The organism is Paenibacillus sp. D9, assembly GCF_001188365.1.
GTDB lineage: Bacteria > Bacillota > Bacilli > Paenibacillales > Paenibacillaceae > Paenibacillus_O > Paenibacillus_O humicus.
Map to the genome: position 1 here is coordinate 4595137 of NZ_JZEJ01000001.1, position 26029 is coordinate 4621165.

The 26029-nt window shown below is 61.4% G+C and carries 18 protein-coding genes and 1 pseudogene; 16 read left to right on the forward strand and 3 right to left on the reverse strand.

Annotated features, from left to right (window positions below; all coding sequences use genetic code 11):
* The 12 genes and pseudogenes from VE23_RS27480 to VE23_RS20665 all read left to right on the forward strand — a co-directional run.
* Positions 1 to 309 (forward strand): annotated as a pseudogene (locus VE23_RS27480) (sugar ABC transporter permease); the annotation flags it as partial.
* Positions 310 to 325: 16 nt separating this feature from the next.
* A complete protein-coding gene (locus VE23_RS20615; RefSeq protein WP_048746062.1) occupies positions 326 to 1186 on the forward strand; it encodes a carbohydrate ABC transporter permease in 861 nt (286 codons plus the stop codon).
* 36 nt (positions 1187 to 1222) lie between these two features.
* Positions 1223 to 2779, forward strand: a complete 1557-nt coding sequence (locus VE23_RS20620; protein ID WP_232317008.1) for an extracellular solute-binding protein — start codon at positions 1223 to 1225, stop codon at positions 2777 to 2779.
* A 74-nt stretch (positions 2780 to 2853) separates the two neighbouring features.
* On the forward strand, positions 2854 to 3915 hold the full coding sequence (locus VE23_RS20625) for an amidohydrolase family protein (RefSeq protein ID WP_157054012.1): 1062 nt from the start codon (positions 2854 to 2856) through the stop codon (positions 3913 to 3915).
* Between the two features lie 369 nt (positions 3916 to 4284).
* Positions 4285 to 4644, forward strand: a complete 360-nt coding sequence (locus VE23_RS20630) for a Rieske (2Fe-2S) protein (RefSeq protein ID WP_049868951.1) — start codon at positions 4285 to 4287, stop codon at positions 4642 to 4644.
* 273 nt (positions 4645 to 4917) lie between these two features.
* Positions 4918 to 5403 carry a hypothetical protein gene (locus VE23_RS20635; protein ID WP_049868952.1) on the forward strand — a complete coding sequence of 162 codons (486 nt, stop codon included), beginning with the start codon at positions 4918 to 4920 and terminating at the stop codon, positions 5401 to 5403.
* Positions 5404 to 5739: 336 nt separating this feature from the next.
* Complete coding sequence (locus VE23_RS20640) at positions 5740 to 6159, forward strand: hypothetical protein (protein WP_049868953.1); 420 nt, start codon at positions 5740 to 5742, stop codon at positions 6157 to 6159.
* A 79-nt stretch (positions 6160 to 6238) separates the two neighbouring features.
* Complete coding sequence (locus VE23_RS20645) at positions 6239 to 7303, forward strand: aminoglycoside 6-adenylyltransferase (RefSeq protein WP_332310178.1); 1065 nt, start codon at positions 6239 to 6241, stop codon at positions 7301 to 7303.
* Positions 7304 to 7354: 51 nt separating this feature from the next.
* Positions 7355 to 7822 (forward strand): hypothetical protein, encoded by a 468-nt coding sequence (locus VE23_RS20650; protein WP_049868955.1) that lies wholly within the window; start codon positions 7355 to 7357, stop codon positions 7820 to 7822.
* 48 nt (positions 7823 to 7870) lie between these two features.
* A complete protein-coding gene (locus VE23_RS20655) occupies positions 7871 to 8839 on the forward strand; it encodes a quinone oxidoreductase family protein (RefSeq protein WP_049868956.1) in 969 nt (322 codons plus the stop codon).
* A gap of 148 nt (positions 8840 to 8987) precedes the next feature.
* Positions 8988 to 9641: a GNAT family N-acetyltransferase gene (locus VE23_RS20660; RefSeq protein WP_049868957.1), complete on the forward strand. Its 654-nt coding sequence runs from the start codon at positions 8988 to 8990 to the stop codon at positions 9639 to 9641.
* Between the two features lie 95 nt (positions 9642 to 9736).
* On the forward strand, positions 9737 to 10540 hold the full coding sequence (locus VE23_RS20665; protein ID WP_049868958.1) for a hypothetical protein: 804 nt from the start codon (positions 9737 to 9739) through the stop codon (positions 10538 to 10540).
* A gap of 166 nt (positions 10541 to 10706) precedes the next feature.
* Here VE23_RS20665 and VE23_RS20670 read toward each other — a convergent pair whose 3' ends face one another.
* A complete protein-coding gene (locus VE23_RS20670) occupies positions 10707 to 14906 on the reverse strand; it encodes a discoidin domain-containing protein (protein ID WP_049868960.1) in 4200 nt (1399 codons plus the stop codon).
* A gap of 77 nt (positions 14907 to 14983) precedes the next feature.
* Positions 14984 to 17683 (reverse strand): discoidin domain-containing protein, encoded by a 2700-nt coding sequence (locus tag VE23_RS20675; RefSeq protein ID WP_232317081.1) that lies wholly within the window; start codon positions 17681 to 17683, stop codon positions 14984 to 14986.
* Positions 17684 to 18130: 447 nt separating this feature from the next.
* On the opposite strand from VE23_RS20675, the gene VE23_RS20680 reads away from it, so the two are divergent.
* The 4 genes from VE23_RS20680 to VE23_RS20695 all read left to right on the forward strand — a co-directional run bounded on the left by VE23_RS20680 (position 18131) and on the right by VE23_RS20695 (position 25053).
* Positions 18131 to 21442, forward strand: a complete 3312-nt coding sequence (locus tag VE23_RS20680) for a DEAD/DEAH box helicase (RefSeq protein WP_049868962.1) — start codon at positions 18131 to 18133, stop codon at positions 21440 to 21442.
* Between the two features lie 90 nt (positions 21443 to 21532).
* Entirely contained in the window at positions 21533 to 22123 is a 591-nt protein-coding gene (locus tag VE23_RS20685; RefSeq protein WP_049868963.1) for a uridine kinase family protein, read from the forward strand.
* A gap of 131 nt (positions 22124 to 22254) precedes the next feature.
* On the forward strand, positions 22255 to 23931 hold the full coding sequence (locus tag VE23_RS20690; RefSeq protein WP_049868965.1) for a glycoside hydrolase family 13 protein: 1677 nt from the start codon (positions 22255 to 22257) through the stop codon (positions 23929 to 23931).
* A 141-nt stretch (positions 23932 to 24072) separates the two neighbouring features.
* A complete protein-coding gene (locus tag VE23_RS20695; RefSeq protein WP_049868966.1) occupies positions 24073 to 25053 on the forward strand; it encodes an aldo/keto reductase in 981 nt (326 codons plus the stop codon).
* Positions 25054 to 25344: 291 nt separating this feature from the next.
* On the opposite strand, the gene VE23_RS20700 is transcribed toward VE23_RS20695, so the two are convergent.
* Positions 25345 to 26022, reverse strand: coding sequence for an HAD family hydrolase (locus tag VE23_RS20700; protein WP_049868967.1), 678 nt, complete (start codon positions 26020 to 26022; stop codon positions 25345 to 25347).
* Positions 26023 to 26029 lie beyond the last annotated feature (7 nt).

Genomic DNA, 26029 nt, shown 5'->3' on the forward strand with positions numbered 1-26029 from the left:
GGCGGGAGCCGGTTCCAGCAGGTCCGGCACATTACGCTTGTCGGGATGGTGCCGGTCATGATCGTGCTGTTCGTCCTGACGCTCGGCCACTTCATGGAGATCGGCTTCCAGAAGATTCTGCTCCTCTACAACTCCATGAATTACGAAACCTCGGACGTCATCAACACCTTCGTTTACCGGCGGGGCATCCTCGACGCCGACTTCAGCTTCGCGACGGCGGTCGGCCTGTTCCAGTCCGTCATCGGACTCATTCTTGTCGTGACCGCCAACCGGATCGTGCGCAAGCATTCCGGCACCAGCCTATGGTGAAAGGAGGCTGCACCCCATGAAAATCAAGGAAAGCTTCGGCTCCCGGCTGTTCGACGCCGCCAATATTCTGTTCATGCTGCTGTTGATGGCCGTCATGGTCTACCCTATGCTATACGTCATCTCGGCATCGGTCTCCAGCAACGCGCTGGTGGCAAGCGGCGCAGTGCTGCTCTGGCCCAAGGGCCTCACGACGGCGGCGTACGATCAGCTGGTCGGCAATCGCGACGTGTGGATCAGCTATTGGAATACGATCCGCTATACGGCCGTGCAGGTCGCGCTGACGCTGCTCGTGACGGCGGCGATGGCCTACCCTCTCTCCAAGAAATGGCTGCCGGGAAGAAGGCCGATCCTGCTCATGGCCGCGTTCACGCTGCTGTTCGGCGGAGGCATGATCCCGACCTTCCTCGTCGTGCAGAAGCTGGGCCTGCTGGATTCGATCTGGGCGATCGTGCTGCCTTCCCTCGTCAGCACCTGGTATTTGTTCATCATGCGCACCTTCTTCGAGGCGCTGCCCGAGGAGCTGGAGGACGCCGCGACGATCGACGGCTGCAATCCGCTGCAGGTGCTGCTGCGGGTCGTGCTGCCGCTGTCCATGCCCGTGATGGCGACGATCGGGCTGTTCACCGCCGTCAATCAGTGGAACTCTTTTTTCGACGCGCTGATCTATCTGAACGACCGCAGCCTGTACCCGCTGCAGATCATGCTGCGCAATATCCTCATCGCAGGCGAAACCGTGCAGGGCGAGGGCGATCTGACGCATCTGGAGACGCTCAAGTACGCCATGATCGTCATCGCGACGCTGCCTATCTTGTGCGTGTATCCCTTTATCCAGAAATATTTCGTGCAAGGCGCCATGATCGGCGGCGTGAAGGGCTGAGGAAGGATATGGAACCTTAAAGGGAGGCTCATGAACATGGACATCCGAAAGAAGAGAGCGGCAAAGTCATGGATGATGCTGGCGCTTGCAGGAGCGGTCGCAGCCGGCTGCAGCAACGGGGGAGAGAGCGGAGACGGCGGCAAGGGGGACGGCAAGCCGATCACGTATTCATGGCTCGTTTATGACCGGGTCGAGGGCAAGGTGCGTCCGGACTGGGAAATCTTCAAGGAAATCGAAGCCAAGACCGGGGTGAAGCCGGAGTTCCAGGTCGTCAGCCAGGAGGGGCTAGAGGAGAAAAAGCAGATCATGATCGCGACGGGCTCGGTGACCGACTTCATCCAGGTCAGCACGCAGGAGGGCCGGGACAACGGTCCGGACAAGGTGTTCCTGAACCTCAAGGATTATCTCGACAAGGCGCCGAATCTCAAGGCTTTCTACGACAAGTATCCCGAAGCCAAGGCGGTGGCCACGGGCGCCGACGGCGGCATCTACACCGTGCCGGTGCTGGAGGGCGACGCGGAGGGCAAGGGCTTCAACTTCATCTGGTACAGCCGCAAGGACCTCATGGACAAATACCAGCTGAAGGCTCCCGAAACGCTGGACGAATTCTATCGCTATCTCAAAGCCCTCAAGGAGAAGGAGCCGAAAAGCTATCCGCTCATCTCCAACGCGATCGTCGGGGACACGGGCTTGTATACGGTGTTCGGCCGGATTTTCACGGGCATACACGGCTTCTACAACCTCGATCCCAAGACCGGCAAGTATGCGTTTGCGCCTTATCAGAAGGGCTACAAGGACATGATCCTGTTCCTGAACAAGCTCTACAGCGAGAAGCTGCTCGATCCGGAGTATTCGCTGCTTACGGACGCTCAGTGGGAGGAGCGGATTCTGACGGGCAAGTCGCTCGTCACCTACTTCTGGAAAGCCGACCTGGAGACGCTGACGGACAAAGCCGTCAAAGCGGGCACGGCCGGCTACGAGCTCGATGCGATTCCTTCCTTCGCCGCCGACGGCGTGAAAAACTACCAGTTCTCCCGTCCGGTCGTCGGCGGCGTCGGCCGCGCGATCTCGGCCAAGGTGAAGGACAAGGAGCGTGCGGTCAAGTTCCTCGACTACCTCGTCGGCGAGGAAGGCTCGAACTATTTGTCGCTCGGAATCGAGGGCAAAACCTACACGCTGGAGAACGGAGTTCCCATGTACAACAAGGACTTCGGGGCGTCTCCATTCACGACGCTGCGCAAGGACTGGGGCGTCTGGTACGACATGATCACGCTCGACAACGCCAAGTCCAGGGCGGCTTGGGAGCGGGGGCTGAGCGACAAGGCCAAGGACATCAATGCGCGGTACGAGAAATTCATCGTTCCGGCTCCCAAGCAGGCTGTCAAGACGGAGGAGGAGCTGGAGCTCGAGAAATCCAAGCTGAGCAGCCTGAGCAAATACATGGAGCAGAAGCTGACCGAATTCGTGACCGGCAAAACGCCGATCACCGACGAGAGCTACGACCAGTTCGTCGCCCAGTGCAGGAAGCTCGGCTCCGACGAGCTGCTCGCCATGTACGAGACGGCTTATACCCGGACTTACGGCGGGAAGTGACATTCAACATGCCACCGTCATGGCTTGAATGCCAAGCCAAACATTCAGCCATGACGGAAGAGGAGAGTGAAAGGGTGAACGTGAAAGATAAGCTCCCGCTCATCGACGCGGATGTCCATAACGAGCAGGCGGACTCGGCTCTGCTGCCCTATTTGGCTGAGCCATGGCGTTCCCGCGTGGCGGGCAGCGGAATCGGCTACTCCGGCTCCGGCTACTATTCGCCGATCGGGGTCATGAAGAAGGATTCCATTCCAGCGGACGGCAGCAAGGCCGGGTCTGATCCGGAGCTGATGATCCGGCAGCTGATCGAGCCCTACAACGTCGAGGCGGCCATCCTGACCGGAGTCGTCTACAACATTTCCTCGACGCATGATCCGGACTACGCGGCGGCGATCTGCTCGGCATACAACGACTACCTGATCGCGGAGTGGCTCGGCAAGCACCCGGCCTTCAAGGGAGCGATGGCGGTATCCACTCTCGATCCTCTGCTGGCTGCACGGGAAATCGACCGGGTCGGAGGCCACCCGGACATCGTGGAGGTGATCATCTCCAGCGCCGCCCGTTCCCCGCTCGGTCAGCGGAACTATCATCCGATCTATGAAGCGGCGGAGCGCAACGGCCTGCCTCTGGCGGTGCATCCCGGAGCGGAGGGCGGCGGCAGCTCGACGGCGCCTACAGCTGCCGGATATCCTTCGCGTTATATCGAGTGGCATACGAATCTGTCGCAGACATTCATGGCCCATCTCGTCAGCTTTGTCTGCGAGGGCGTGTTCGTGAAGTATCCGCGGCTGAAGCTCGTGCTCGTCGAGGGCGGCGTCGGCTGGCTGCCTCCGCTGCTGTGGCGGCTCGACAAGAACTACAAAGCGCTGCGCTCTACCGTCCCATGGCTGAGGCGGCTTCCGAGCGAATATGTCCGCGACCACTGCTTTCTGACTACGCAGCCGATCGAGGAGCCGGACAATCCGAAGCATCTGGCCGAGCTGTTCGACATGTTCGATGCGGAGAACATGCTGCTCTATTCCAGCGACTATCCTCATTGGGATTTCGACGCTCCGGACATGATTTTGCGCAAGCTGTCTACGGAGGCGCGGCGCAAGATTTTCTATGGCAATGCCAAGCGGCTGTACGGATTGTAAGGACTGGGTGATCTCGTCAAGCTTCTGAATGCATCTCGGATCGGACATACGATCCGTTATTTCATCCCATTTGGCCTCTAACGGGGGGCCATCGGACATACGATCCGTTATTTTCCAATTTCTATTTTGATGCCGATACGAAATCGGGTAATAGCGGAACCTATGTCCGATACGAAGCCATAACCGGGTATAATCGCCAAATAGCGGATCCTATGTCCGATACGAATCCAGTATCCAGCAGCATGCCTTGAGAAGAGTGGAATTTTATGCGGTGGATGACGCTCCAATGACGGCCAGCCCTGAAAGGGCATGTCAAATGTTTGTCTGAAGACCGTTCGGATGAAAGTATTCCAGCAAAGGAGGGATTCCGTGGCCGTCCATGATGTGCTGGCCGAGGAAGAGGTGCCGGAAGGCGGATTTGCCGTCGTGAAGGTGGAGGGACGGGAGATCGGCATCTTCCGTATCGGCGGGAATTTTTACGCGCTGCACAACTATTGCCCGCATCAAGGGGCTCCGATGTGCGCAGGAAGGGTATCCGGGACTACGAGTCCATCCGGCGTGTACGAGTATGAATACGGGAGGGAAGGCGAGATTCTGCGCTGTCCCTGGCATGGATGGGAGTTCGATATCCGCACCGGCAAGTCGCTGTTCAGCGACCGCACCCGAATCCGCACCTACAAGCTGTCCGTTGGCGGAGGAAGAATAGGAGTCGTACTGGGGGAGCATTAAAGGAGAAAGGTAAAATCGGGACGCCGAAGCCGCCGCGGGGATGGCTTCGGTTTTTCGGCGTTCCTTTCAAGCCGTAAAGGCAGAAGAAGAAAGAAATCGTTTCTTGAAAGAGAGGAGCAGTCCGTCAGAGCGGCCTGCAGCAACAACCAAATACGGCGGTCCCGGACTCGTTGACGTTTGTCCCGGATTTTTTGACGTTCACAAAAGGTTCACTTATGCGAGAGGTGCCATCCTTTCTATACTGGCAAGGGTAAAACGAAAGGATGATGGGAAATGCCTGCAACGAAGAAGGAAGATATTTATTTCGGTTTGATGATGTGCTTTGGAATGGTCGTATTCATGACGTTCTACAATCTCTACACGCATGAACTGCTTGGAACAATGACGTGGAAAGAAGTTCTCGTTCAGCTGCTCCTGGTTTATGTCGTCGCATCCTTGCTGGAGCTGCTTGTCGTGGGCCCGATTGCGAAGAAAGCCGCCTTTTCCTTGCCCTATGACAAGTCCAAGAAAATATTCGTCATGTTGTCCCTGGCTTTGTGCATGGTGACCGGCATGGTTCTCTGCATGTCTTTTTACGGCTTGATGACGACGTACCTCACCAGCGGATTGGATGGAGCATCATGGATCGGCAGCTATTTTTCCCTTGTCGGACACAATTTCATTATTGCTCTTCCTCTGCAGCTGCTGGTCGTAGGGCCGCTGGTCAGGCTATTGTTCGCGAGATTTGTTCAAGGAAACAGAACGGAGCTTGGAGGCTAAGTTCGGCTTCACTGTTTCCGGAACGCCTGCAGCAGCCTAGATGAAGCGATAGCCGTCATAAGCAGCAAGGGGCAGGTTGGGAAACTGGCCGTCCAGCGCGCTTCCGCTTCTTCCTTTCTACTCGATGAGAAGGCCCTTGCGATCATGAATGTCATTTCCCAAATAAAGGGTTTTGTAATCTTTCCGGAGAAGAACCCATAACGTCGATTGCAATCGTTGGCGATGCCGTTCCCGGAAGGAAGAATGAGCCTGATGGCGAGACGAAAATGGGCCTTTCGAGCCTCTATCTTGTTCTCTGTCCTGCTTGCCGTCCTTCTGATCCGAGGATGCTGGCAGATGGGCAGAGTGGAGCAGCAGCTCTATAGAAACGACTTGATGATCAGTCTGGTGCAGCTGGAGGGATTGATCGGCCAGCAGGAAGAGAGGAACTGGGATAAGCCTGATCTCGTCACGATCCAGGTGGGAAATGTGATGGATAACCTGTCTACTCTTGTTCTGACCGAGCTGCCCTCCAAGTCGGAGGAGCGGATGCTGCAAAGCCTGTACATCCTTCTCAGCCGATATCCCAATAGAGAGCCGTACAAGCTGCCGGAGGTATCTAAAGAAGAACAATCGGCCTTCTCCGGCTTGCGAGCGGAGCTTAGGGATTCCGGAATTGGAATTGGAATCTCGATGAGCGGCAGCGTCAAGGAAGCCAAGCGCAAGCTGGAAAACTTGCGTGAAGCGCTGGAGGCGAGAGAGTTCAATCGCTCCTAGTCTTAGGCAGAGGCCAGGCGTCATCGCATGGGATACAATGAGGGAGACGAGGATCATTCTGAGGGAGGAAAAAGGGGGAATGAAAACCCGTTTGCGAAGCATTGACGCCCGTCCCGCATTCGCCCGTCCCGCAATCGCCGTCCCCGCAATCGCCGGCCCCGCAATCGCCCGTCCTGCTCTCGCCCGTCCCGCGCTCGCCTGTCCGCGTCTTGGGGAAGGGGGACCGCCTCCTGGATTCAGCCGTGCTGGACAACCTCAAGCCAAGACAACCAAGGAGGCTGGAGACATGAGAACGGAACAGCAGATGATGGACTTGATTCTGGGTTATGCCCGGCAGGACGAGCGCGTGCGAGCGGTCGTCATGAACGGCTCGCGGACCAATGTGAACGTGCCGAAGGATCGCTTTCAGGATTACGACATCGTCTATCTGGTGACGGAGCTGGATTCTTTTGTGCAAAACCATGCCTGGACAGACGTTTTCGGAAAGCGCCTCATCATGCAGATGCCGGACGAGGGCCAGCTGTTCCCTTCGGATCGCGAAGGACGATACGCTTATCTGATGCAGCTGGCGGATGGCAACCGCATCGACTTGACGCTCATCGAGCGGAGTCAGTCGGATGAGTATGTTCTCGAGGACAAGCTGACGGTCGTGCTGCTCGACAAGGACGGCATGCTGCCGGAGCTGCCTCCTCCGACCGACGAGGACTACCGCATCAAGCCTCCGACCGCATCGGAGCATGCCGGCTGCTGCAACGAGTTCTGGTGGGTGGCGACCTATGTCGCCAAGGGGTTGTGGAGGCAGGAGCATTTGTATGCTTACGACCACTTGAATCTCTATGTCCGGCCGATGCTGCTGACGATGCTGGACTGGCAAGTAGGTATTTCAACCGGCTATAAAGTGAGTACGGGCAAAAACAGCAAGTATTTGCGGCAGTATGTGGACGGACGGACATGGAGCGAGCTGATGGCGACTTATTCCGATGCCAGCCTCGAAGGCATGTGGGAGGCTCTGTTCGCCATGGGAGAGCTGTTCCGCCGCGTCAGCTCCGAGGTGGCCGAGTCGATGGGCTTTGCCTTCAACGAGGCGGAAGCTCTTCGGGTGACGGCTTATTTGGAAGAAGTAAGGAGCCAGTCCGTCCGATAGCAAGAGGACTTGAACGGAAGCGGGATGTCTGATGAGATGGGAGGCGAATAGGTGGAATCCAACCGGCAGATCCATCCGTTGCGAATAAAAACGCCTGTACTGTGGGCGGAAACGATAGGTCTTGCAGTCGTCCTGCTCGTGAATGGGGCGAACTTCAGCAGGCATCGGGATCTGGATCCGCTTATTTTAGGCATGGGCGTCGTCGTTCTGATTTTCCTCCTGTTGCTCGTCGGAATCCGGCTCAGCCGCTTGAAGCAGCAGCCGAGGCAGCTGACTCTGTCGCCCGGTGCATTGGAAATCGGCGTCAGCCGCTATGCGGCGAGTGAAATAGGTGAAATTCGAGTCTGCGGAGTGTTTGGAGCTTATACCGGCATTTTGAGACGCGGACGCCGTATCGTCCCGCCGTCTCTCTACTTCCGATTTCTAGAGGATGAGGAGCAGGGAGTCCGGGAGCTGGAGCGGTGGGCCGCTGAAAATGGAATCAAGGTAGCCCGGAAAAACTTTTTGAAATGGATTTGAAGACGGTTGTCGTTTGCAGTAATCAGCGTCTATGGAAGGGGAATGTCTGTGAAAGCACTTGTATTCCATGAATTCGGCGGACCGGAGGTGCTTCATGTGGAGGAACTCCCGGATCCCATTCCGGCTGCCGATGAAGTGCTCGTGCGGGTGGAGGCGATCGGGCTCAACTTCGCTGATATTTACCGGAGGCGGGGCAACTACCATCTGGTTGGCCGGCCGCCTTATATACTGGGCTACGAAGGAGCCGGCGTTGTCGTGGGGGCAGGAGCAGGAGCGCAGGCATGGAAAAAAGGGGATCGAGTCGCATTCGCCGACGTTCCGCATGCCAACGCGGAGCTGGTGCGGGTTCCTGCCGATCGCGCCATTCCGCTGCCGGACGAAATCTGCTTCGAGCAGGCGGCCGCCGTGCTGCTGCAGGGCTTGACCGCCCATTATCTCGTGAACGACAGCTTCCGCGTCGCTCCTGGGGATGAGGTGCTCGTCCATGCCGCCGCGGGAGGCGTCGGGCAGCTGCTCGTTCAGCTTGCTGCCGCCAAGGGAGCGCGGGTGCTCGGACTGACCTCGTCCGCCGCCAAGCGGCAAGCCGCTCTTCAAGCCGGTGCGGACGAGGTGCTGCTGTACGGGCCGAATTGGGCAAGCGAAGCGCGTCAGTGGAGCGGAAGCGGCGACGGAGTCAGCGTAGCCTACGATTCGGTCGGTTCGACGCTGATGGACAGCTTTGCCGCTGTAAGGACGCGGGGTGCGGTCGTCTTCTACGGAATGGCGGGCGGAGATCCCGCTCCCGTCGATCCCCGGATGCTGATGGACACCTCCAAGACACTGACCGGCGGCGACTTATGGAATCATGTCACGACGCAGGAGGAGAGGATCCGCCGCTCGGGCGAGCTGTTCGGCCGGATTCGGGAAGGCAGCCTGAAGCTTGCGGATATCCGCAGCTTCGCTCTGTCGGACGGAGCGGATGCTCATCGCCTGCTGGAGAGCCGCCTGCACAGCGGGAAGATCGTCTTGATTCCATAGCTTCATAGGGCTGGGCCCTCCAGGGACGGAGAGAAATCTCCCTCCTTTTTTCTATGCTTGAGTTCTTTAATTAATTTGATTATTATCTAATTAGATATCCATTGAACTGACAACTGTTCTTGAGAACTTGGAAAGGAGAGTGGCGACGATGACAAACCCATGGCCGTCTGTATGGTCATCCGAACGCTGCAAAGTCCACGATTTACAGGATGAGGAAGGGAATGCTGCTCAGCAGCTGTACGAGAGATCCGCTCATCTGCCGATTTGGACGGGCCAGCCTTTGAAATCCTCTTATATAAGGGATGTGCTGAACGGCAATCCGGAGCTGCCGCCGGGCGGCTGTCGGGATCGGCTGCATGTTCAGCTGGCGGAGCTGAAGGAAGAAGCCCAGGCGGCGAATCCGAATGAGGTCGGAACCGCAGCAGAATCGAATGAGGATGGAACCGCAGCAGAACCGAAAGAGGATGGAAACGCAGCTGAGCCTGCCGCCTTGATCGAGCTTTACCGAGGGTATCCGGGAGAACGGGATTTGTACATCGGCTTGTTCGCGGTGGATCCTTCGCAGCGCGGTCAAAGGCTCGGAAGCGAGCTCGTGGAAGGAATCATCCGCCTTGCCGCCGAGCGGTCCTATCATACCGTCAGGGCTGCGGTCGATCTCAAGAACTGGGGGGCTCTGCGCTTCTGGATCGGCTGCGGCTTCAAGGAAGCCGTCAAGGTGAGCGGCGACCGGGAGCATGGCGGGGATGCCTTCGCGAGAATCGAACTGGCATGCCGACTCGGGGGCGAAGCCGCAGCCCGGTAGGTCTGCGGCTCATCCGGAGGAGCTGGCTGCTGTGCAACCTTGATGATGGAGGAGGCGTCATTAACGGCAGTAAATGCTTCCAGGAGGAGATTTAAATGCAGCTTCGCGGACTCATCGTATCCCTCTCCGTGTGCGCCCTGCTTTTGACTGCTTGCAGCGGAGCTCCGCCGGAACGGGGGAGAACAATCATCCCGGCACCTTCGGCGGCCCTGCACGGCGATCCGAATTCCCCGGCTATCGGCACCGGAGGCGGCGCTCTTCCGTCCCCTTCGCCCGATGGGCAAGCAGCCGTGCCATCCAAGGATGGCACGGCTGCGAGAGCGTATGCGGAGAACGCGGAAGGAAAGCTCGTCATCCGGCCGACCGGCCCGGTGACGGAGGAGAAGCTTGGAGCCCCGAGCTGTCTCGGACAGGAGAACGATCATCAGTGGAAAGGGAGCTTTGAGGCGGTGTGGCAGCCTAAGGTTGGGACCGAGCAGCCGGTAGCGCTTTACGAGGACGGCTTTGACGGCGACGGAATCATTCAGCCGGACACCGAGCCTGTCCGGATGGCAGCCGTATCCTTGGGCTCGGCTGACCTGTATGCGTTCACTCCTCAGTATACCGATTGCCATGCGCTGCTGACGTATTTTTACGTCCTGGAAGGCGGCAAGGCCTACTCGGTGCCGCTGGTCTTCGGCGAGGAGCAGACCAAACCGCTGATGGCGAGACTGCCGATCGGCGGCATGGAGACGAAGGACGGCGAGCTGCTCCTGGCCGAGGGCTACGGCGCGGGGCAGGATAAGATCGACGTGTACCATTTCCGCTACAACGCCGCCAGCCGGCAGCTGGAGAGGACCGCGACCGACAGCCATGATGCGGCCCGATTCCTGGAGCAGGCGAAAGGGACGGCGAAGTAGGACGTTCAGGCAGACTCGCTCAAAATCGCTCAGGGCATGGCATAAAAGACTCTCATTGAAGCGGGGCGAATCCTCTTGTCGGCCCGGCAACCGCAGGAGACGGATCAGCGCGAAAAAAGGCCGTTCCGGAAGCTTCGCCCGGAACGGCCCTTTTCTTTTTCCCTGCTTAGGACAAGTATGCGTTCAGCTCGCGGATCGACCACCAGCTGCTGTCCGTGCCGGTCTGCACGATCTTGACGTAGCGCGCGGTTTTCGCGGCGAACGAGGCGGTCACGACCGGACCTGTGCCGGCGCCCGTGGCGACGGCGCTGCCCCAGCTTGCGCCGTCGGCGGAGACATAGATTTCATATCCCCGCGCATAGTCGCCGTCGCTGCCGGTAGAGTCCATCGTCAGCTTGGAGAAGGTTTTGGACGCCTTCATGTCGATCGTGATGTACTGGCCCGGGGCCATCGCAGCGCCGGTGCTCCAGCGGGTCGCCATGCTGCCGTCCAGCAGGTTGGCCGCGACGTCGCCGCTCGATGGATTGCTGGTCGCCGTCCAGCCGGTGCGGTCCAGCGCCGCGCCCGGTGTCGGTGCCGGCGTCGGGGTTGGAGCTGCGGTCGGCGTTGGTGTCGGCGACGGCGACGGCGTCGATCCGCCCGACGTCCCGTACACGTTCAGCTCGCGGACCGACCACCAGCTGCTGCTCGTGCCGGTCTGCACGATCTTGATGTAGCGGGCGGTCTGCGCGGCGAACGAGGCGGTCACGACGGGGCCGGTGCCTGCGCCCGTGGCGACGGGGCTGCCCCAGCTCGCGCCGTCGGCGGAGACGTAGATCTCATAGCTCCGCGCATAGTCGCCGTCGCTGCCGGTAGAGTCCATCGTCAGCTTGTTGAAGGTTTTGGCCGCCTTCATATCGATGGTGATGAATTGTCCGGGCGCCATGGCTGCGCCGGTGCTCCAGCGGGTCGCCATGCTGCCGTCCAGCAGATTGGCTGCGGCGTCGCCGCTCGACGGATTGCTGCTCGCCGTCCAGCCGGTGCGGTCCAGCGCCGCTCCCGGAGCCGGGGTCGGAGTCGGCGTAACGGTCGGAGTCGGGGTCGGGCTTGGCGTCGGAGTCGGAGTCGTTCCGCCTCCCTGGCTCAGCGGATCGGCCTTGACCAGCTTATGAGGCGGCACGGTCACGCTGCCCGTCGATCCGGCGGCATTGCGGAATTGCACGGTAATCGGCTGGTCCGTCGGGTTCCAAGCCATGGCCGTGTAGGCGGAGCCTTTTTTGTAGACGCCCACGCCGGCCCAGTTGCTCGCCCAGACTTCCGACGTCCGGCTGCCGTAGCTGGCCATGCTGTGGATGAACCAGTACGAATTGAAGATTTCATTTTTCTGCAGGATGGACGGATTCCACTTGGCGATCGCCGCCTGCGGGTCGCTCAGAGCCTGATACGGCCAGACGATATGCTCCCAGCCGGATTCCGGGCCTCCGTTGTCCTTGAGGAAGGCCGCATACAGATCGGCCGCCTTTTGGGGAGAGCGTCCGTAATAGCTCATCCACTCCGCGGTCGGCAGCCAGTGGATGCCGTAGATGTTGACCGGCGTGCCGGAGAAGTACGTTCCGTAGAGGTAAGCGCTGCCCCACACCTGGCCGGCGACGCCATGGCGGTAGTCGGGGATCCAGTTGTCATGATCATAGTTGAACCAATACTGCTCGATCGCCTTCAGCTCGGTCGCGAAGCCCCATGCGGCGGTATCCCGGTAGCTGTTGTTGCCGGTGACGAGACCCCAGAGGAACAGGCCCGCCCAGCCGTTCAACGCTTCGCCCGCGGCCTCCTGGTTGTTGCCGTTGTCGTTGTCGGCATACGCGCCCGCCCACGAATGGCCCTCGTACGGATCGAAGCTGCGCAGCCACGGGTACATGGAGTCGGTGCGCGACGGGTTGGCGTAGTCGCGGATCAGCTGCTCCACCATGCCGCCGTAGTCCCGCTTGAAGGCGCTGTCGAACGAAGCCAGCACGGCGGAGGCGTAGACGTAGTAGCCGTAGGTGTAATGATGGTCGGTCAAGCCCGTGTTGATGCCCCAGCCCGCCGCCCACGGGAAGATGGAGCCCCATTCCGGAGCGTAATGGAAGTAATACGTGTGCAGGGCGTCGGAGGAGGAATAGGTGTACCAGTCGGTCAAAATGCTCCGCAGGACGCCGAGGTACCGGTCGCGGCGGGCCGTATCGCCGATGCTGTCGCTGACCATGGCGCCGAGAGCCGCGGGGTACAGAACCTTGCCCTGCCAGTAAGGGTCCTGGTTCATGAGGCCCGCGGTGTTCGCGAGCTCCGTATCGAGCTGGCTCAGGTAGCCCGTCAGCTCGGCGCGGGAGTAGGCGGAGTCATTCGGCTCCGCGAACTGCGGCAGCAGGCCGGTGAAGGAATCGGACGTCGAGAAGCTGTTGCCCTCCCGCAGCTTCAGCGTGCCTCGGATGGACGGGTAGGAGAGCGCCGTCAGCGGAGCGGACGAGGATTTCCACTGATGCGGCAGCAGCGCCGTCAGCGTGTCGGCGGAGAAGCCGGAGCGCTTCAGCTCGGTGACGCTGGTGAACGTGGACGATACTTTGGCCTGGCTCATATCGTACCCGTACGCCACCTTCGTGTCGGTCACGAACGCATAGGCGTGCTTGTAGAAATAGTTCAAGTCTCCGCTGCCGGTCAGGCCGGCGACGGAAAGGTAGCCCGCGCCTCCGCCGAGCTTCATCTTGATTTTGCCTCCCGCGCGGGTGAACACGGTGCCCGGAGGCGCGAAGACGCCGTAGGAGCGCGTGACCGCCTTCGGCTGCACGGCGTTGTCCAGCGTCGCGATCTCCAGCCCGATATGATCGGCCGTCACGCTGGAGCCTTCCGCCGCCAGCAGCGATTGGCCGGCATCATCGAAGGCGCGGCTAAGGCCGGGAACGAACAGCTCCGGCGAGTTCGGGTCGCTGAACGTGCTGTAGACGTACGGCGAGCCCTTCGCCAGCACCGACTTCATCTTCGGCGTGTCATCGTCGCTCAGGACGACGCGGACGGAATAGTCGCCGTAGCCGTCCACCTTGCTCTCCAGAGCTTTCGGGCTCAGCAGGTTGTTCGCCGAGAGATACAGATCCGGGTCGCCGTCGGCGTTGACCGCGCCGCCGTCCCCGTTGACGGCGCCCGCTCCGGGATTCAGGAGGCCGAGCCCGTTCGGCGAGTATTTCGCCTTGAGCGGCAGGGTGACGATGCCGGTGCCCGCGCCCAGATGCTGGACGAGCAGGTTCTGCCACCAGTCGTTGGACGGAATGGGGGCGTTCACGCCGCTCGTGCGGTTTTTGGGATAGAGCGGCTCGAGCTGGGTCACGTCGCCGATCTCATAACTTCCGCTGCCGGCCTGTACGGTGGAAGGCTGGGGCAGCGGGGCGATGCTGTAGGACGGCTGGGGATCGCCGGAACGGTACGGATATACCTCGAACTCATAGAGGGAATAGCCGTAATTCGTTCCCCGGCCGATGCCGAGCATGCGGACGTAGCGGCCGGAAACGTAGAGCGGAATCTCGTCCTTGCCTCCCGAGCCGTAGCGCTGGCGGTAGACGCTCGTCCAGCTCCTGGCGTCGTCGGATACCTGGATGTCGTATACCCGGCCGAAGGCTGTCTCCCATCTCAGGACGACCTTGCCGATCCGCTGGCTCTGGCCGAGATCGACATAGATCCACTGGGGATCGGAGGCTTGGGATGCCCAGCGGGTAGACAGGCTGCCGTCGGTGACGTTCGCCGTGGCGTAATCCTTGGGCTGGCCGCCGCCGGCCTCCGACGAGGAGACCGCCGGACGCCCGAGCGCGGCGTTGACCGCAGCGGGCTGGGGCGCGGGCCCGGCTCCGCCGGTGCCGTACAGCTCGAACTCGTACAGCGAGACGCCGTAGGCGGGGAGCGCCCGCTGCACGGAGTAGAGGCGCACGTAGCGGCCGGCTCCGCTCAAGGCGACGTCGGTCGTTCCGCCGGAGGCGTTGGCGTTACTGTAGACCGGCGTCCAGGACGACTCGTCGTTCGACGTCTCGATGCGGAACGACTTGGCGTAAGCCCCTTCCCACTTGACGACCGCTCTGGAGAGGGTCGCCTGAGCGCCCAGATCGACGTAGATCCACTGCGGGTCTTGGCCGAGCCGGCTTTCCCAGCGGGTCGCCGGATCGCCGTCGAAGGCGAGCTGCGGACCGTTGGCGCCGCGCACGGAGGACGCGTAGGCGAGCCGGTTCCCCGTGAGCAGGTAGTCGCCTGCCGCGGCAGCCGCCGGAGCGGCAGGCGCTGCCGGAATCAGCAGCGGCAGCAGGAGCGCGAGGACCGCGGTCCAGATGGTGAAGCGGCGCAGGGGCTGCTTCTTGAGGAGCGGTAGGTGCATTTGAATTCCTCCCGATTTCTGCGGAATGGGGTCGCAAAAAGAGAGGGACGTCGAAAGTCCCTCTCGGCTGCTGCTTCTCAGCTGTATACGTTCAGCTCGCGGATCGACCACCAGCTGCTGTTCGTGCCGGTCTGCACGATCTTGATGTAGCGTGCGGTTTTGGCCGCGAACGAGGCGGTGACGACAGGCCCGGTGCCGGTGCCTGTGGCGACGGCGGCCCCCCAGCTCGCGCCGTCGGAGGAGACATAGATTTCATATCCCCGCGCATAGTCGCTGTCGCTGCCGGTGGAGTCCATCGTCAGCTTGGAGAAGGTTTTGGACGCCTTCATGTCGATCGTGATGAACTGGCCCGGGACCATCGCAGCGCCGGTGCTCCAGCGGGTCGCCATGCTGCCGTCCAGCAGATTGGCCGGGACGTCGCCGCTCGACGGATTGCTGGTCGCCGTCCAGCCGGTGCGGTCGAGCGCCGCGCCCGGAGCCGGAGTTGGTGTCGGAGTCGGTGTCGCTCCGCCGGAAGTCCCGTACACGTTCAGCTCGCGGATCGACCACCAGCTGCTGCTCGTGCCGGTCTGCACGATCTTGATGTAGCGGGCCGTCTGCGCCGTGAACGAGGCGGTCACGACCGGGCCGGTGCCTGCGCCCGTGGCGACCGGGCTGCCCCAGCTCGCGCCGTCGGCGGAGACGTAGATCTCATAGCCCCGCGCATAGTCGTTGTCGCTGCCGGTGGAGTCCATCGTCAGCTTGTTGAAGGTTTTGGCCGCCTTCATATCGATCGTGATGGACTGGCCGGGCGCCATGGCAGCGCCGGTGCTCCAGCGGGTCGCCATGCTGCCGTCCAGCAGGTTGGCCGGGACGTCGCCGCTCGACGGATTGCTGGTCGCCGTCCAGCCGGTGCGGTCCAGCGCCGCGCCTGGCGCCGGTGTTGGAGTCGGAGTCGGCGTAACCGTAGGAGTTGGAGTCGGAGTTGGAGTCGGAGTTGGAGTCGGAGCTGGCGTCGGAGTCCCTCCCGAGCCGTTGCCTGCCCACTCCGCCAGCGTCTGGCGCATCGCCTCGGCCGGGGTGTTGGCGTACACGCGGCCGCCGGTGTTGTTGATGATATGGGAGATTTCGCTGCCGGCCGTGCCGGAGAGCCAGATGGTCGTCATGTTGTGGAACTTCACGCCCGGCGCGTTCGGCGCCTCGATGGCGCTGTTCAGCTTGACGGCCGCGTCGCGGAAGTAGGAGTAGATGCCGAGCCCCCAAGCCTCATGGCTCGTTACGCTGTCGGCGACCTTGTAGGAGGCGTAGCCGTTGACGGCGCCTCCGCCGCTTTTCCAGGATGCCTGGTTCGGCACGTCGTACGGAATTTCGGATTGGTAGAAATACAGCTTGCCGCCGTTGCCGTTCCAGACGGTCTGGTACTCGTTGTGATGCTCGTTGAACAGCCCGTACAGGGTGACGTCGGTGCCGTTGACGATGAGGCCGTTTTTGGAGACGTTGGACGTCCATCCGGCGCCGGCGCCGTGGTCGGCGCGCCAGAGCCAGAAGTGGTCGCCGATGACGTCGCTGCTGTTGATGCGCAGGCTGGCGTCGCTGCGTCCGTTCGACGCGCCGCCGGTGCGGAAGGTCAAGTCATGCAGGGAGGTCGGGTTGGTCTTGTGCCGGGCCGTGCTGCCGGCAGGACCGACGTCGAGCAGCACCGGCGTGTTGACCGGTCCGGCATCGAACGTCAGGCCCGCGATCTTCACGCCGTCCACGTCCGCGACGGTCATCGCGGGCAGTCCCGTGTCCGGCACGAGCGTCGGGATGCCGATGCCGAGCACGACCGTATTGGCGTTTGCCACGCGGATCGTATCGTTCAGATGATAGATGCCGGGAGTGAACAGCAGATGCTTGCCTTGGGCGAGAGCCGCGTTCAAGCTGGCTGCGGTAGCGCTCTCAGGACGAGCGACGTAGAACTGGCTGATCGGGATCGATTGGCCCGGCGTAGAGCCGGCCGCCCAGCTGACGCCCTGGGTGCCGCTTTGCAGCGAGGGGACGAATACCTGGTATTGGCCGCTGCCGTCCACATACAGATACGGCTTCTCGCGGATGACCGGCGTCGTCGGAACGACCGTATAAGGCGGGTCCGGGAAGCTGGCAGCGGGAGCGTTCTTGTCGCCTACGAACACCATGTTCCAGACGCCGTTGGTCCATTCGCCCCATTCGCTGTTGCGGGAGAACCACTGCTGCTGCGAGGCCGGCACGATCTTGCCGTCGACCTTGGAGTCGGCGAGGAAGCCTCCGCTCGCCCAGCCGGCGTTCCAGTTGGAGTCGAAGTCGAACAGGTCGAGCTCGCCCTTGATGTTGAGCCGGCGGAGCGGAGCGGCCTGCGATACGGCGATCTGCGTCTTGCCGCTGGATGGAGCGAGCGTCATGTTCTCGATCGCCCGCCAGAAGTTGCGCGTCGCGTTGCCGTTGTCCCAGTCGGCGTTCACGTTGACGCCGCCGGTAATCGTGACATCGCCGGGATTGCGCCCGAGGCCGGCCACATGGGTGTAGAAGCCGACGTTGAAGTTGACGTTGTATGTGCCCGGCTTGAACAGCAGCGCCTTGCGGCTGCTGCTGAACTCGGCCGACTCCAGCGAGCCGAAGATCGACGTCGCCACGGACTGAATGTCCGCCGCCGGCATGGACGGATCGAACACATAGACGTCGGGTCCGAACAGGGTGGCGTTGGCGTCGCTGACAGGGGCGGCCGAGGCTGCGCCCGCTGCCAATCCGCCCAGCGTCAGCGCCGCTGCGACCGACAGGATCATTTTCTTCATTCTTCATCCTCCTTTGATTGGCCTTGCGTTGCGCGGGTTGGCCCTGGTGTTGAAATCGTTTTCAAAAACAGGCTGCCTGCCACCTCTTTTCGTTTGATGTCGATGAATTTCTATTGCCATCAGGGGATGGCAACCACAGTATAAGATGGAATCCTATCCTTGAAAACGGTTTCTTTCCAAGTTCTTGAAAATACAAACCAAGCGGCTTGAATTCACCGCCTCAAGCGCAAAAAATTCCCGCCGCATTTACTTTTTGGGCGGTCCTTTATTTTGACAAGGATATTATTGGTAAGCTCGTTCAACAAGGGGAATGGAACAACTGGCTTAATGACCGCGAAGCCGCTTTCAGGAGAACGCGGTTGGCAGCCGTTCTCCTGTCCTCTGCAGGCATGGTATGATGGAGGCTGACCTTAGAAGACATCATGAAGGAGGCCGCCGATGGACAAGAACCAGCCGGGACCGATCCTGACCGAAGCGATGATCCAGAATCTGTGCGGCAGCCTTTCCTTCGGGAAGGGACGGACGCTCTATAAAAACGGCAAGGTGCTGCTGGCCGATATGGCTGAGGACGGCAGCCGGGTCGAGGCCCTTGTCCAGGACAAGCTCCAAAGCCACGTATCCGTGCGGGCTGCGTCCGGCGGAAGGCTGGAGGCGTCCTGCTCTTCTTGTCCGCCGCTGGGCTCCTACGTCAAAGGCTGCAAGCATGTGGCGGCGGTGCTCGTGGCCGTCAAGGAGCGGCTCCTTGGCGGCGGCGAGGAGCCCGGCCGCCGGCGGAGCGCGGGCAAGAAGCCTTCTGCCGGGGACAAGGCGCCTCCGTCCGGCGTGGACAAGCTGCTGCAGCTGTTCGCGACGGCTCAAGCGCCCGCAGCTCCCGGCCTCGCCGAGCGGCTGGTGGACTCGCGCCGGCTGACGCGCGCGGAGCTGGTCTGCGCGCCGGTGCTGCTGGACGGCGGCTTGCGCCTGCTCGGCATCGCCTTGTCGGTCGCGGACGGGCGCGGCCTGCGGCCCGTGCGGCGGATCCGCGACTTCCTGCTGCGCATCGGCGCGGGAGCGGCGGCCGACCCTGTCGAGACGGGCGCGGCGTTCGATCCGCAGCAGCAGCGCTTCCCCGCCGGGCAGGAGGCGCTGCTGCGCCTGCTCGCGGAGACGGCCGGCACCGAGGCGCTGTATCGGCAGCCGGCGGAGCAGGCAGGCGCCGCTGCAAGCGCCTTGCCGGAGAGCGTGCTGCCGGTGCCGCCGGCCGTTTGGCCCCGCCTGCAGCCTCTGCTTCTGCAGGCGGCGGGCCTGAAGCTGGAGCATCGGGGAGCCGCATACGATGGTCTCCGCGAAGGAGACGGCGCCCCGGAGCTCGGCTTCCGTCTGGAGGAGGCGGAGGGCGGCGAGTACGAGCTGCGGGCGGACGGCCTGGCCGGCGTTACCGCTTTTCCCGCGTACGCCGCCGCCCTGCAGGGCAATTCGCTGCATCGTCTCGATCCGCAGCAGGCCATGCGGCTGGACGAGCTGCAGCGGCTGCTGGCCGACGCGCCGGAAGGGAAGCTGTCCATTCCGGAAGGACAGCTGGAGGCGCTTGCCGCCGGCGTGCTGCCGGAGCTGGCCAAGCTCGGCAGCGTGAAGCTGGACGCCCGCTTGGAGGAGCGGATGATCCGGCATCCGCTCAAGGCCCGGCTGTATTTGGACCGGGTGCGGGACAAGCTGCTCGCCGCCCTTGAATTTCAGTACGGAGAGATCGTCTTCAATCCGCTGGAGGACTTGCGCCAGAGAGGCGCAGGGGCCATTCTGATCCGCGATCCCGAGCGGGAGGCCGAGATCTTCCGGGTACTGGAGGAGCATAAGCCCGCTTCTACGGACGCAGGCTATTTTCTTTCGGGGGAAGAGGAAGAATACCAATTCCTTTACCGCACCGTGCCCAAGCTGGAGAAGCTGCTGCAGATCTACGCGACGAACGCCGTCCGCATCCGCATGCCGTCGAGCACCGCTCCGCCGCAGGTGCGGGTGGAGGTCGAAGAGCGGACCGACTGGCTGGAATTCCGCTTCTCGATGGACGGAGTTCCGGCCGAGGAGGTCCGCCATCTGGTGGAGGCCGTTCAGGAGAGAAAGCCTTACTACAGGCTGCCTTCTGGAGCATTCGTTTCGCTGGAAGGCGGCCGCTTCGCCGAGATGATCCGGATCATCCAGGACACGGGCATGGCAAGCCGGATCGGTCCGGACGGATCGTTCAAGCTGCCGCTGCTTCAGGGGCTGCCTCTGCTTCACCATGCTTCCGGCGAGGATGCGAGCATGCGGTTCGGTCCCGCCTTGCTTAAGCTGGCGGAAGATCTGCGCCATCCGGAGCGATTGGAATTCCAGCTGCCGGAATCGCTGGACAACGTGCTGCGCGACTATCAGAAGACCGGCTTCCGCTGGTTCAAGACGCTGGCCCACTATGGCCTTGGAGGCATTCTGGCAGACGACATGGGCTTGGGAAAAACGCTGCAGGCGATCTCCTTCCTCGTCTCCGTGCTGCCCGAGATCCGGGAGAGCGGGCGGCCGGCACTTGTCGTCTGCCCGTCCTCGCTGCTGTACAACTGGAGCTCGGAGCTGGAGCGCTTCGCTCCCGGCATGCGCGCCGTCATCGCCGACGGCTCCAGGAAGGAGCGGTCCGCCAAGCTGTCCCGGCTGGATGGCGTCGATGTCGTCATCGCCTCCTATCCGCTGGTGAGGCTGGATTCGGCCGATTACGACGCGCTCGCGTTCCATACGCTCATCCTGGACGAGGCGCAGATGATCAAGAACGATGTCACGAGCACGGCGCGGGCGGTCAAGCGTCTGAATGCGCGCCATCGGTTCGCGCTGTCCGGCACTCCGCTGGAGAACCGCTTGACGGAGCTGTGGTCGATCTGCGAGGCCGTGCTGCCGGGCCTGTTCGGCAGCCGCCGCGAGTTCCAGGAGCTGCGCAGCGAGGAGGTGGCGCGCATGATCCGGCCGTTCCTGCTCCGCAGGCTCAAGCGCGACGTGCTGAGCGAGCTGCCGGACAAGATCGAGACGATGCTGAAGACCGACCTGCTGCCGGAGCAGAAGAGGCTGTACGCCAGCTACCTGGTGAAGCTGCGGGCGGAGGCTCTGAAGCATATGGCCGAAGGCATTTTCGAGCTGAAGAAGATTCGCATTCTGGCGGGATTGACCCGCCTGAGGCAGATTTGCAACCACCCGGCCGTGTTCGTGGAGGACTATGCCGGCGGCTCGGCCAAGTTCGATCAGCTGATGGATCTCATCCGGGATTGCCGGCTGAGCGGACGCAGGCCGCTCGTCTTCTCGCAGTACACCGGCATGCTGGAGATGATTCGGCGGCGACTGACGGAGCAGGGCGTGTCCGCGTTCCTGCTCGAGGGCAGCACGCCGGCTCGCGAGAGAGTGGAAATCTGCCGCCGCTTCAATGCCGGCGAACGCGACGTCTGCCTGCTCTCGCTCAAGGCCGGCGGCACCGGCCTCAACTTGACCGGCGCCGACACGGTCATCCTGTACGACCTATGGTGGAACCCGGCATCCGAGCAGCAGGCGATGGACCGGGCGCACCGGATCGGTCAGGACAAGACGGTGCAGGTGTTCCGGCTCGTCGCCCGCGGCACGATCGAGGAGCGCATGCACGACATGCAGCAGCGCAAGCGCCGCCTCGCGGAGGAAGTCATCCAAGGAACGGCGGAGGCCGATATGCCGCTGCTCAATCAGGACGACATCCGGGAGCTGCTGGCGCTGCCGGGGGCAACTTCTTAGCAGGGCGTGTGGGGAGGATAGAGCCGAAATCCGATGTTCCCCCGCTGCAAAGCTGCCAACGATTACGATTTCCCATAAGGAGGCAAAAAGATGTCTTTAGAAAGCCTGCATGCAACAATCACGGATCGGCTGGGCCGCTTGGAGCGGCCGGTCAATCGGCCCCTTCTGATCGGCGTAGACGGCTGCGGGGGATCGGGCAAAAGCACGCTGGCCGAAGCCTTGAAGGCGAGCTGTCCTTCTCCGGTGACGATTGTGCATCTGGACGATTTTTATGTCCCGCCAGCGGAGCTGGACCGCAGCCGGCCTGAGTCGCTGCCCGTCGGAGCGGATTTCGACTGGCGGAGATTGAAGCGCGAGGTGCTGGACAGCGTCCTTGGAGGAGCGGACGGCAAGTATCAGAGGTACGACTGGGGGACGGAGCGCCTGTCCGACTGGCATGAGGTTCCGGCCTGCGGCACGCTCATCGTCGAGGGCGTGACGTCGACCCGCCTGGAGCTCGCGCCGCTCTACGACCTGACGATCTGGGTGGACTGTCCCCGGGAGGAGCGCCTGCGCAGAGGCCTGGAGCGCGACGGGGAGGAAGCCCGTGGACGCTGGGCGGCATGGATGGCGGCAGAGGACAGGTATGCCCAATCCCACAAGCCGATGGAGCGGGCCGATCTCGTCGTCGAGGGCGTCTGATCCGGAGCCGGACGTTGGGAACGGCGCTGATCGGGTAAGAATAGAAGCAGAAGCGTTCCGGCATCGGAACGCGGCTGCTTCTATTTCCTTTTGAGAGCAGGAGCAGATCCATACCGACAGGAGGCTGGCAGATGAAGCGAGCATGGTGGAAGGAAAGCGTCGTCTATCAGATTTATCCCCGCAGCTTCCAGGACAGCAACGGAGACGGCATCGGCGACATCCCGGGAATCGTTTCCCGGCTGGATTATTTGCAGGAGCTCGGCGTGGATGTCGTCTGGCTCTGTCCCGTCTATGACTCCCCCAATGACGACAACGGCTACGATATTCGCGACTATCGGCGCATCATGGACGAATTCGGCACGCTCGAGGACTGGGAAAGGCTGCTGGAGGATCTCCATGCCCGCGGCATGAAGCTGATCATGGACCTCGTCGTGAACCACAGCTCGGACGAGCATGCCTGGTTCTCGGAATCCCGCAAGTCCCGGGACGGCGAGCATCGCGATTACTATATTTGGCGGGACGGCAAGGGCGGAGCGGAGCCGAACAACTGGTCGAGCTTCTTCAGCGGCTCCGCATGGAAATACGATGGGGAGACGGATCAGTATTATCTGCATCTGTTCTCCTCCAAGCAGCCCGATCTCAACTGGGAGAACGGGAAGGTCCGCCGCGAGGTGTACGATATGATGGCCTGGTGGCTGGACAGAGGCATTGACGGCTTCCGTATGGACGTCATCAACCTGATCTCCAAGGTTCCCGGACTGCCGGACGCCCCCGGAGAAGGACGGTACCGTTCCGGCGCCGATTATTTCATGAACGGCCCGAGGGTGCATGAGTATTTGCAGGAAATGAACCGCGAGGTGCTGTCCCGCTACGACATCATGACCGTGGGGGAGACGCCTGGCGTGACGCCGGAGCAGGCGGCTCTGTACGTCGGCGAGGACCGCGGAGAGCTGAACATGGTGTTTCAGTTCGAGCATATGGACATCGATTCCGGACCTGGCGGCAAATGGGACGTGCAGCCTTGGAGGCTGACGGATTTCAAGCGCGTCATGGGCAAATGGCAGCGGGAGCTGCAGGACAGGGGCTGGAACAGCCTGTACCTGAACAATCACGACCAGCCGCGGATGGTGTCCCGCTTCGGCGATGACAAGAACTTCCGCAAGCAGTCCGCCAAAATGCTCGGCACGCTGCTGCACACGCTGCAGGGAACGCCCTACATCTATCAGGGCGAGGAGCTCGGCATGACCAACGTCCGGTTCGGCTCCATCGAGGACTACCGGGATATCGAGACGCTGAACATGTACAAGGAAGCGACCGGGGCCGGACGTCCCGCGGAGGCTGTCATGGCTTCCGTCTACAGCAAAGGAAGGGACAATGCCCGCACGCCTATGCAGTGGGACGGATCCGCTCACGGAGGCTTCACGACCGGCACGCCATGGATCGCGTCCAACCCCAATTACACGGAGATCAATGCGGAGGACGCCCGGAGAGATCCGGATTCCATCTTCCACTACTATCGCCGGCTCATCGCGCTCCGCAAGCAGCATGACGTCATCGTCTACGGCAGGTACGAGGCGCTGCTCGAGGAGGACGAGCGGATCTATGCGTATACGCGCATGCTGGATGGAGAGCGGCTGCTTGTCGTGCTGAACTTCTTTGGAGAGGAAGCCGACTGCAGCTTGCCGGAGAAAATACAATTCGAGAGCGCCGAGCCGCTCATCGGCAATTACGGAAATGGAGCGGATAGAGATTGGCGCAGCCTGAAGCTTCGGCCTTATGAGGCGCTCGTCCTGCGCTTGCAGGGCTGACGGCGGCGTCAGAGCCAAGGAGGGCGTTCCGATGGACGGGGAGGGCGAACCTTCTTATCTTTCCGCCGTCTTTTCCGCTTGACTTGGAGTTCACTCCAAGGAGTATAGTCGAGCTATCCCTATTAAGGAGTGTGCCGACGCATGGACTATGTGAAACTTGGAAACACCGGCTTGGATGTATCCCGCATTTGCCTTGGCTGCATGGGCTTTGGCGATGCCGACCGCTGGATTCATAAGTGGGTGCTCGATGAGGAGAGCAGCCGTCACATCATCAAGAATGCCTTGGAGCTGGGCATTAATTTCTTTGATACGGCCAACGTATACTCGGGCGGAACCAGCGAAGAGATCGTCGGACGCGCTCTCAAGGACTTCGCGAATCGGGATGAGATCGTCATCGCGACGAAGGTGCATGGCCGCATGCATGAGGGCGCCAATGGGGCCGGACTTTCCCGCAAGGCGATCATGAGCGAGATCGACAAAAGCCTGAAGCGTCTTGGAACCGATTACGTGGACCTGTACCAGATTCACCGCTGGGATTACCAGACGCCGATCGAAGAGACGATGGAAGCCCTGCACGATGTCGTGAAGGCCGGCAAAGCCCGATACATAGGGGCCTCCGCCATGTATGCTTGGCAATTCTTGAAGGCGCTTCATACAGCAGAGACTCACGGATGGACCCGGTTCGTATCGATGCAGAATCATTTGAATCTCATTTATCGCGAAGAAGAGCGGGAGATGCTTCCTCTCTGCAGGGAGGAAAAAATCGGCGTGATTCCGTACAGTCCGCTGGCAGGCGGAAGGCTGACGAGAGATGCGGGGGAAACGACTCTTCGTTCCGAAACCGATCAGATCGCCAGACAAAAATACGACGCCACCGCAGACGCCGACCGCTCGATCATCGATCAAGTCGCTTCCATAGCGGAAAAGCGCGGCGTCTCCCGCGTCCAGATCGCGCTGGCCTGGCTGCTGCAGAAGCAGCCCGTCACCGCTCCTATTGTCGGCGCTACCAAACTACCGCATCTCCAGGAGGCGGCGGCCGCTCTCTCGGTTTCCTTGACGCCGGAAGAAATCGCGTCGCTGGAAGAGCCGTATGTCCCTCACCGGGTCGTCGGAGCCCAATAAAATCGCTTGAGCGCTGGGGTCGGCGACCGGCGTCAATCTGGCTGCGGTCAAGGAAGCCCGCATCGGATAATGGAATGCGGGAACGTACTAAGCCGATGATCTCTGCTTCACGAGCTCGGCATCTGATTCGGCTCCCGCCTTTTAGTTCTCTATTTTCGCTATAAAAAAAGCAAGGCCGTCGGCTGGGTTTCCAGTCCGTCGGCCTTTTTTGTGGAGTCGAATGCATGCGTCGGCAAATAGAGAAAACCTGGAGCAACGCTCCTTTTCGTCAAACCAGGACGCAGGAACGCATCAGGCACCGCTGCCGCCGGCAGCCTCCGCATTCAGCAGCTGCAGGAACTCTGCCGTGCTGCTGAACAGGCCGTCCGGCTCCGCATCGTACTGAGCGCTTTGGAAGGTGGAGAGCCAGCGGACGCCGAAGGTGCGGACGCCCGCGGCTTTGCCGGCCAGAATATCCGCGTTGCTGTCGCCGATAAAGACCGTTTCCGCCGGGGAGGCTCCGAGCTTGCCCAGCCCCAGCAGAATTCCTTCCGGATCCGGCTTCGGCTTGTCCACATCGTCTCCCGTTACGGAAATGGCGAAGCAGTCTGCTATGTTCAGGGCTTCGACTGAAATATCGTAGGCTCTCCGGCTCTTGCCCGTAATGACGCCCATCGCAATTCCTTTGCCGCGGAGAATGTCCAGCAGAGCGGCGACATCGGAGTCTCCCGTCATCGTCCCGTCCCGGTGGCCGTTTTCATAGACGGCATAATAACGCCGAATCGCTTCCTCCGCGGAATGTCCGGCCGGAATATTTCTCCGGATGATATCGTCCTCCGTCGGTCCGAACATGGCCACGATATCTTCATTCGTCAGATCCTGATCCCCGAATTGCTTGAATACCGCTTTGAAGGCGCTGAACGAAAGCGGCAGCGTGTCGGCGAGCGTGCCGTCAAAATCGAATAGCACCAGCTTGATTGTCTTCGTCATTGGGGCC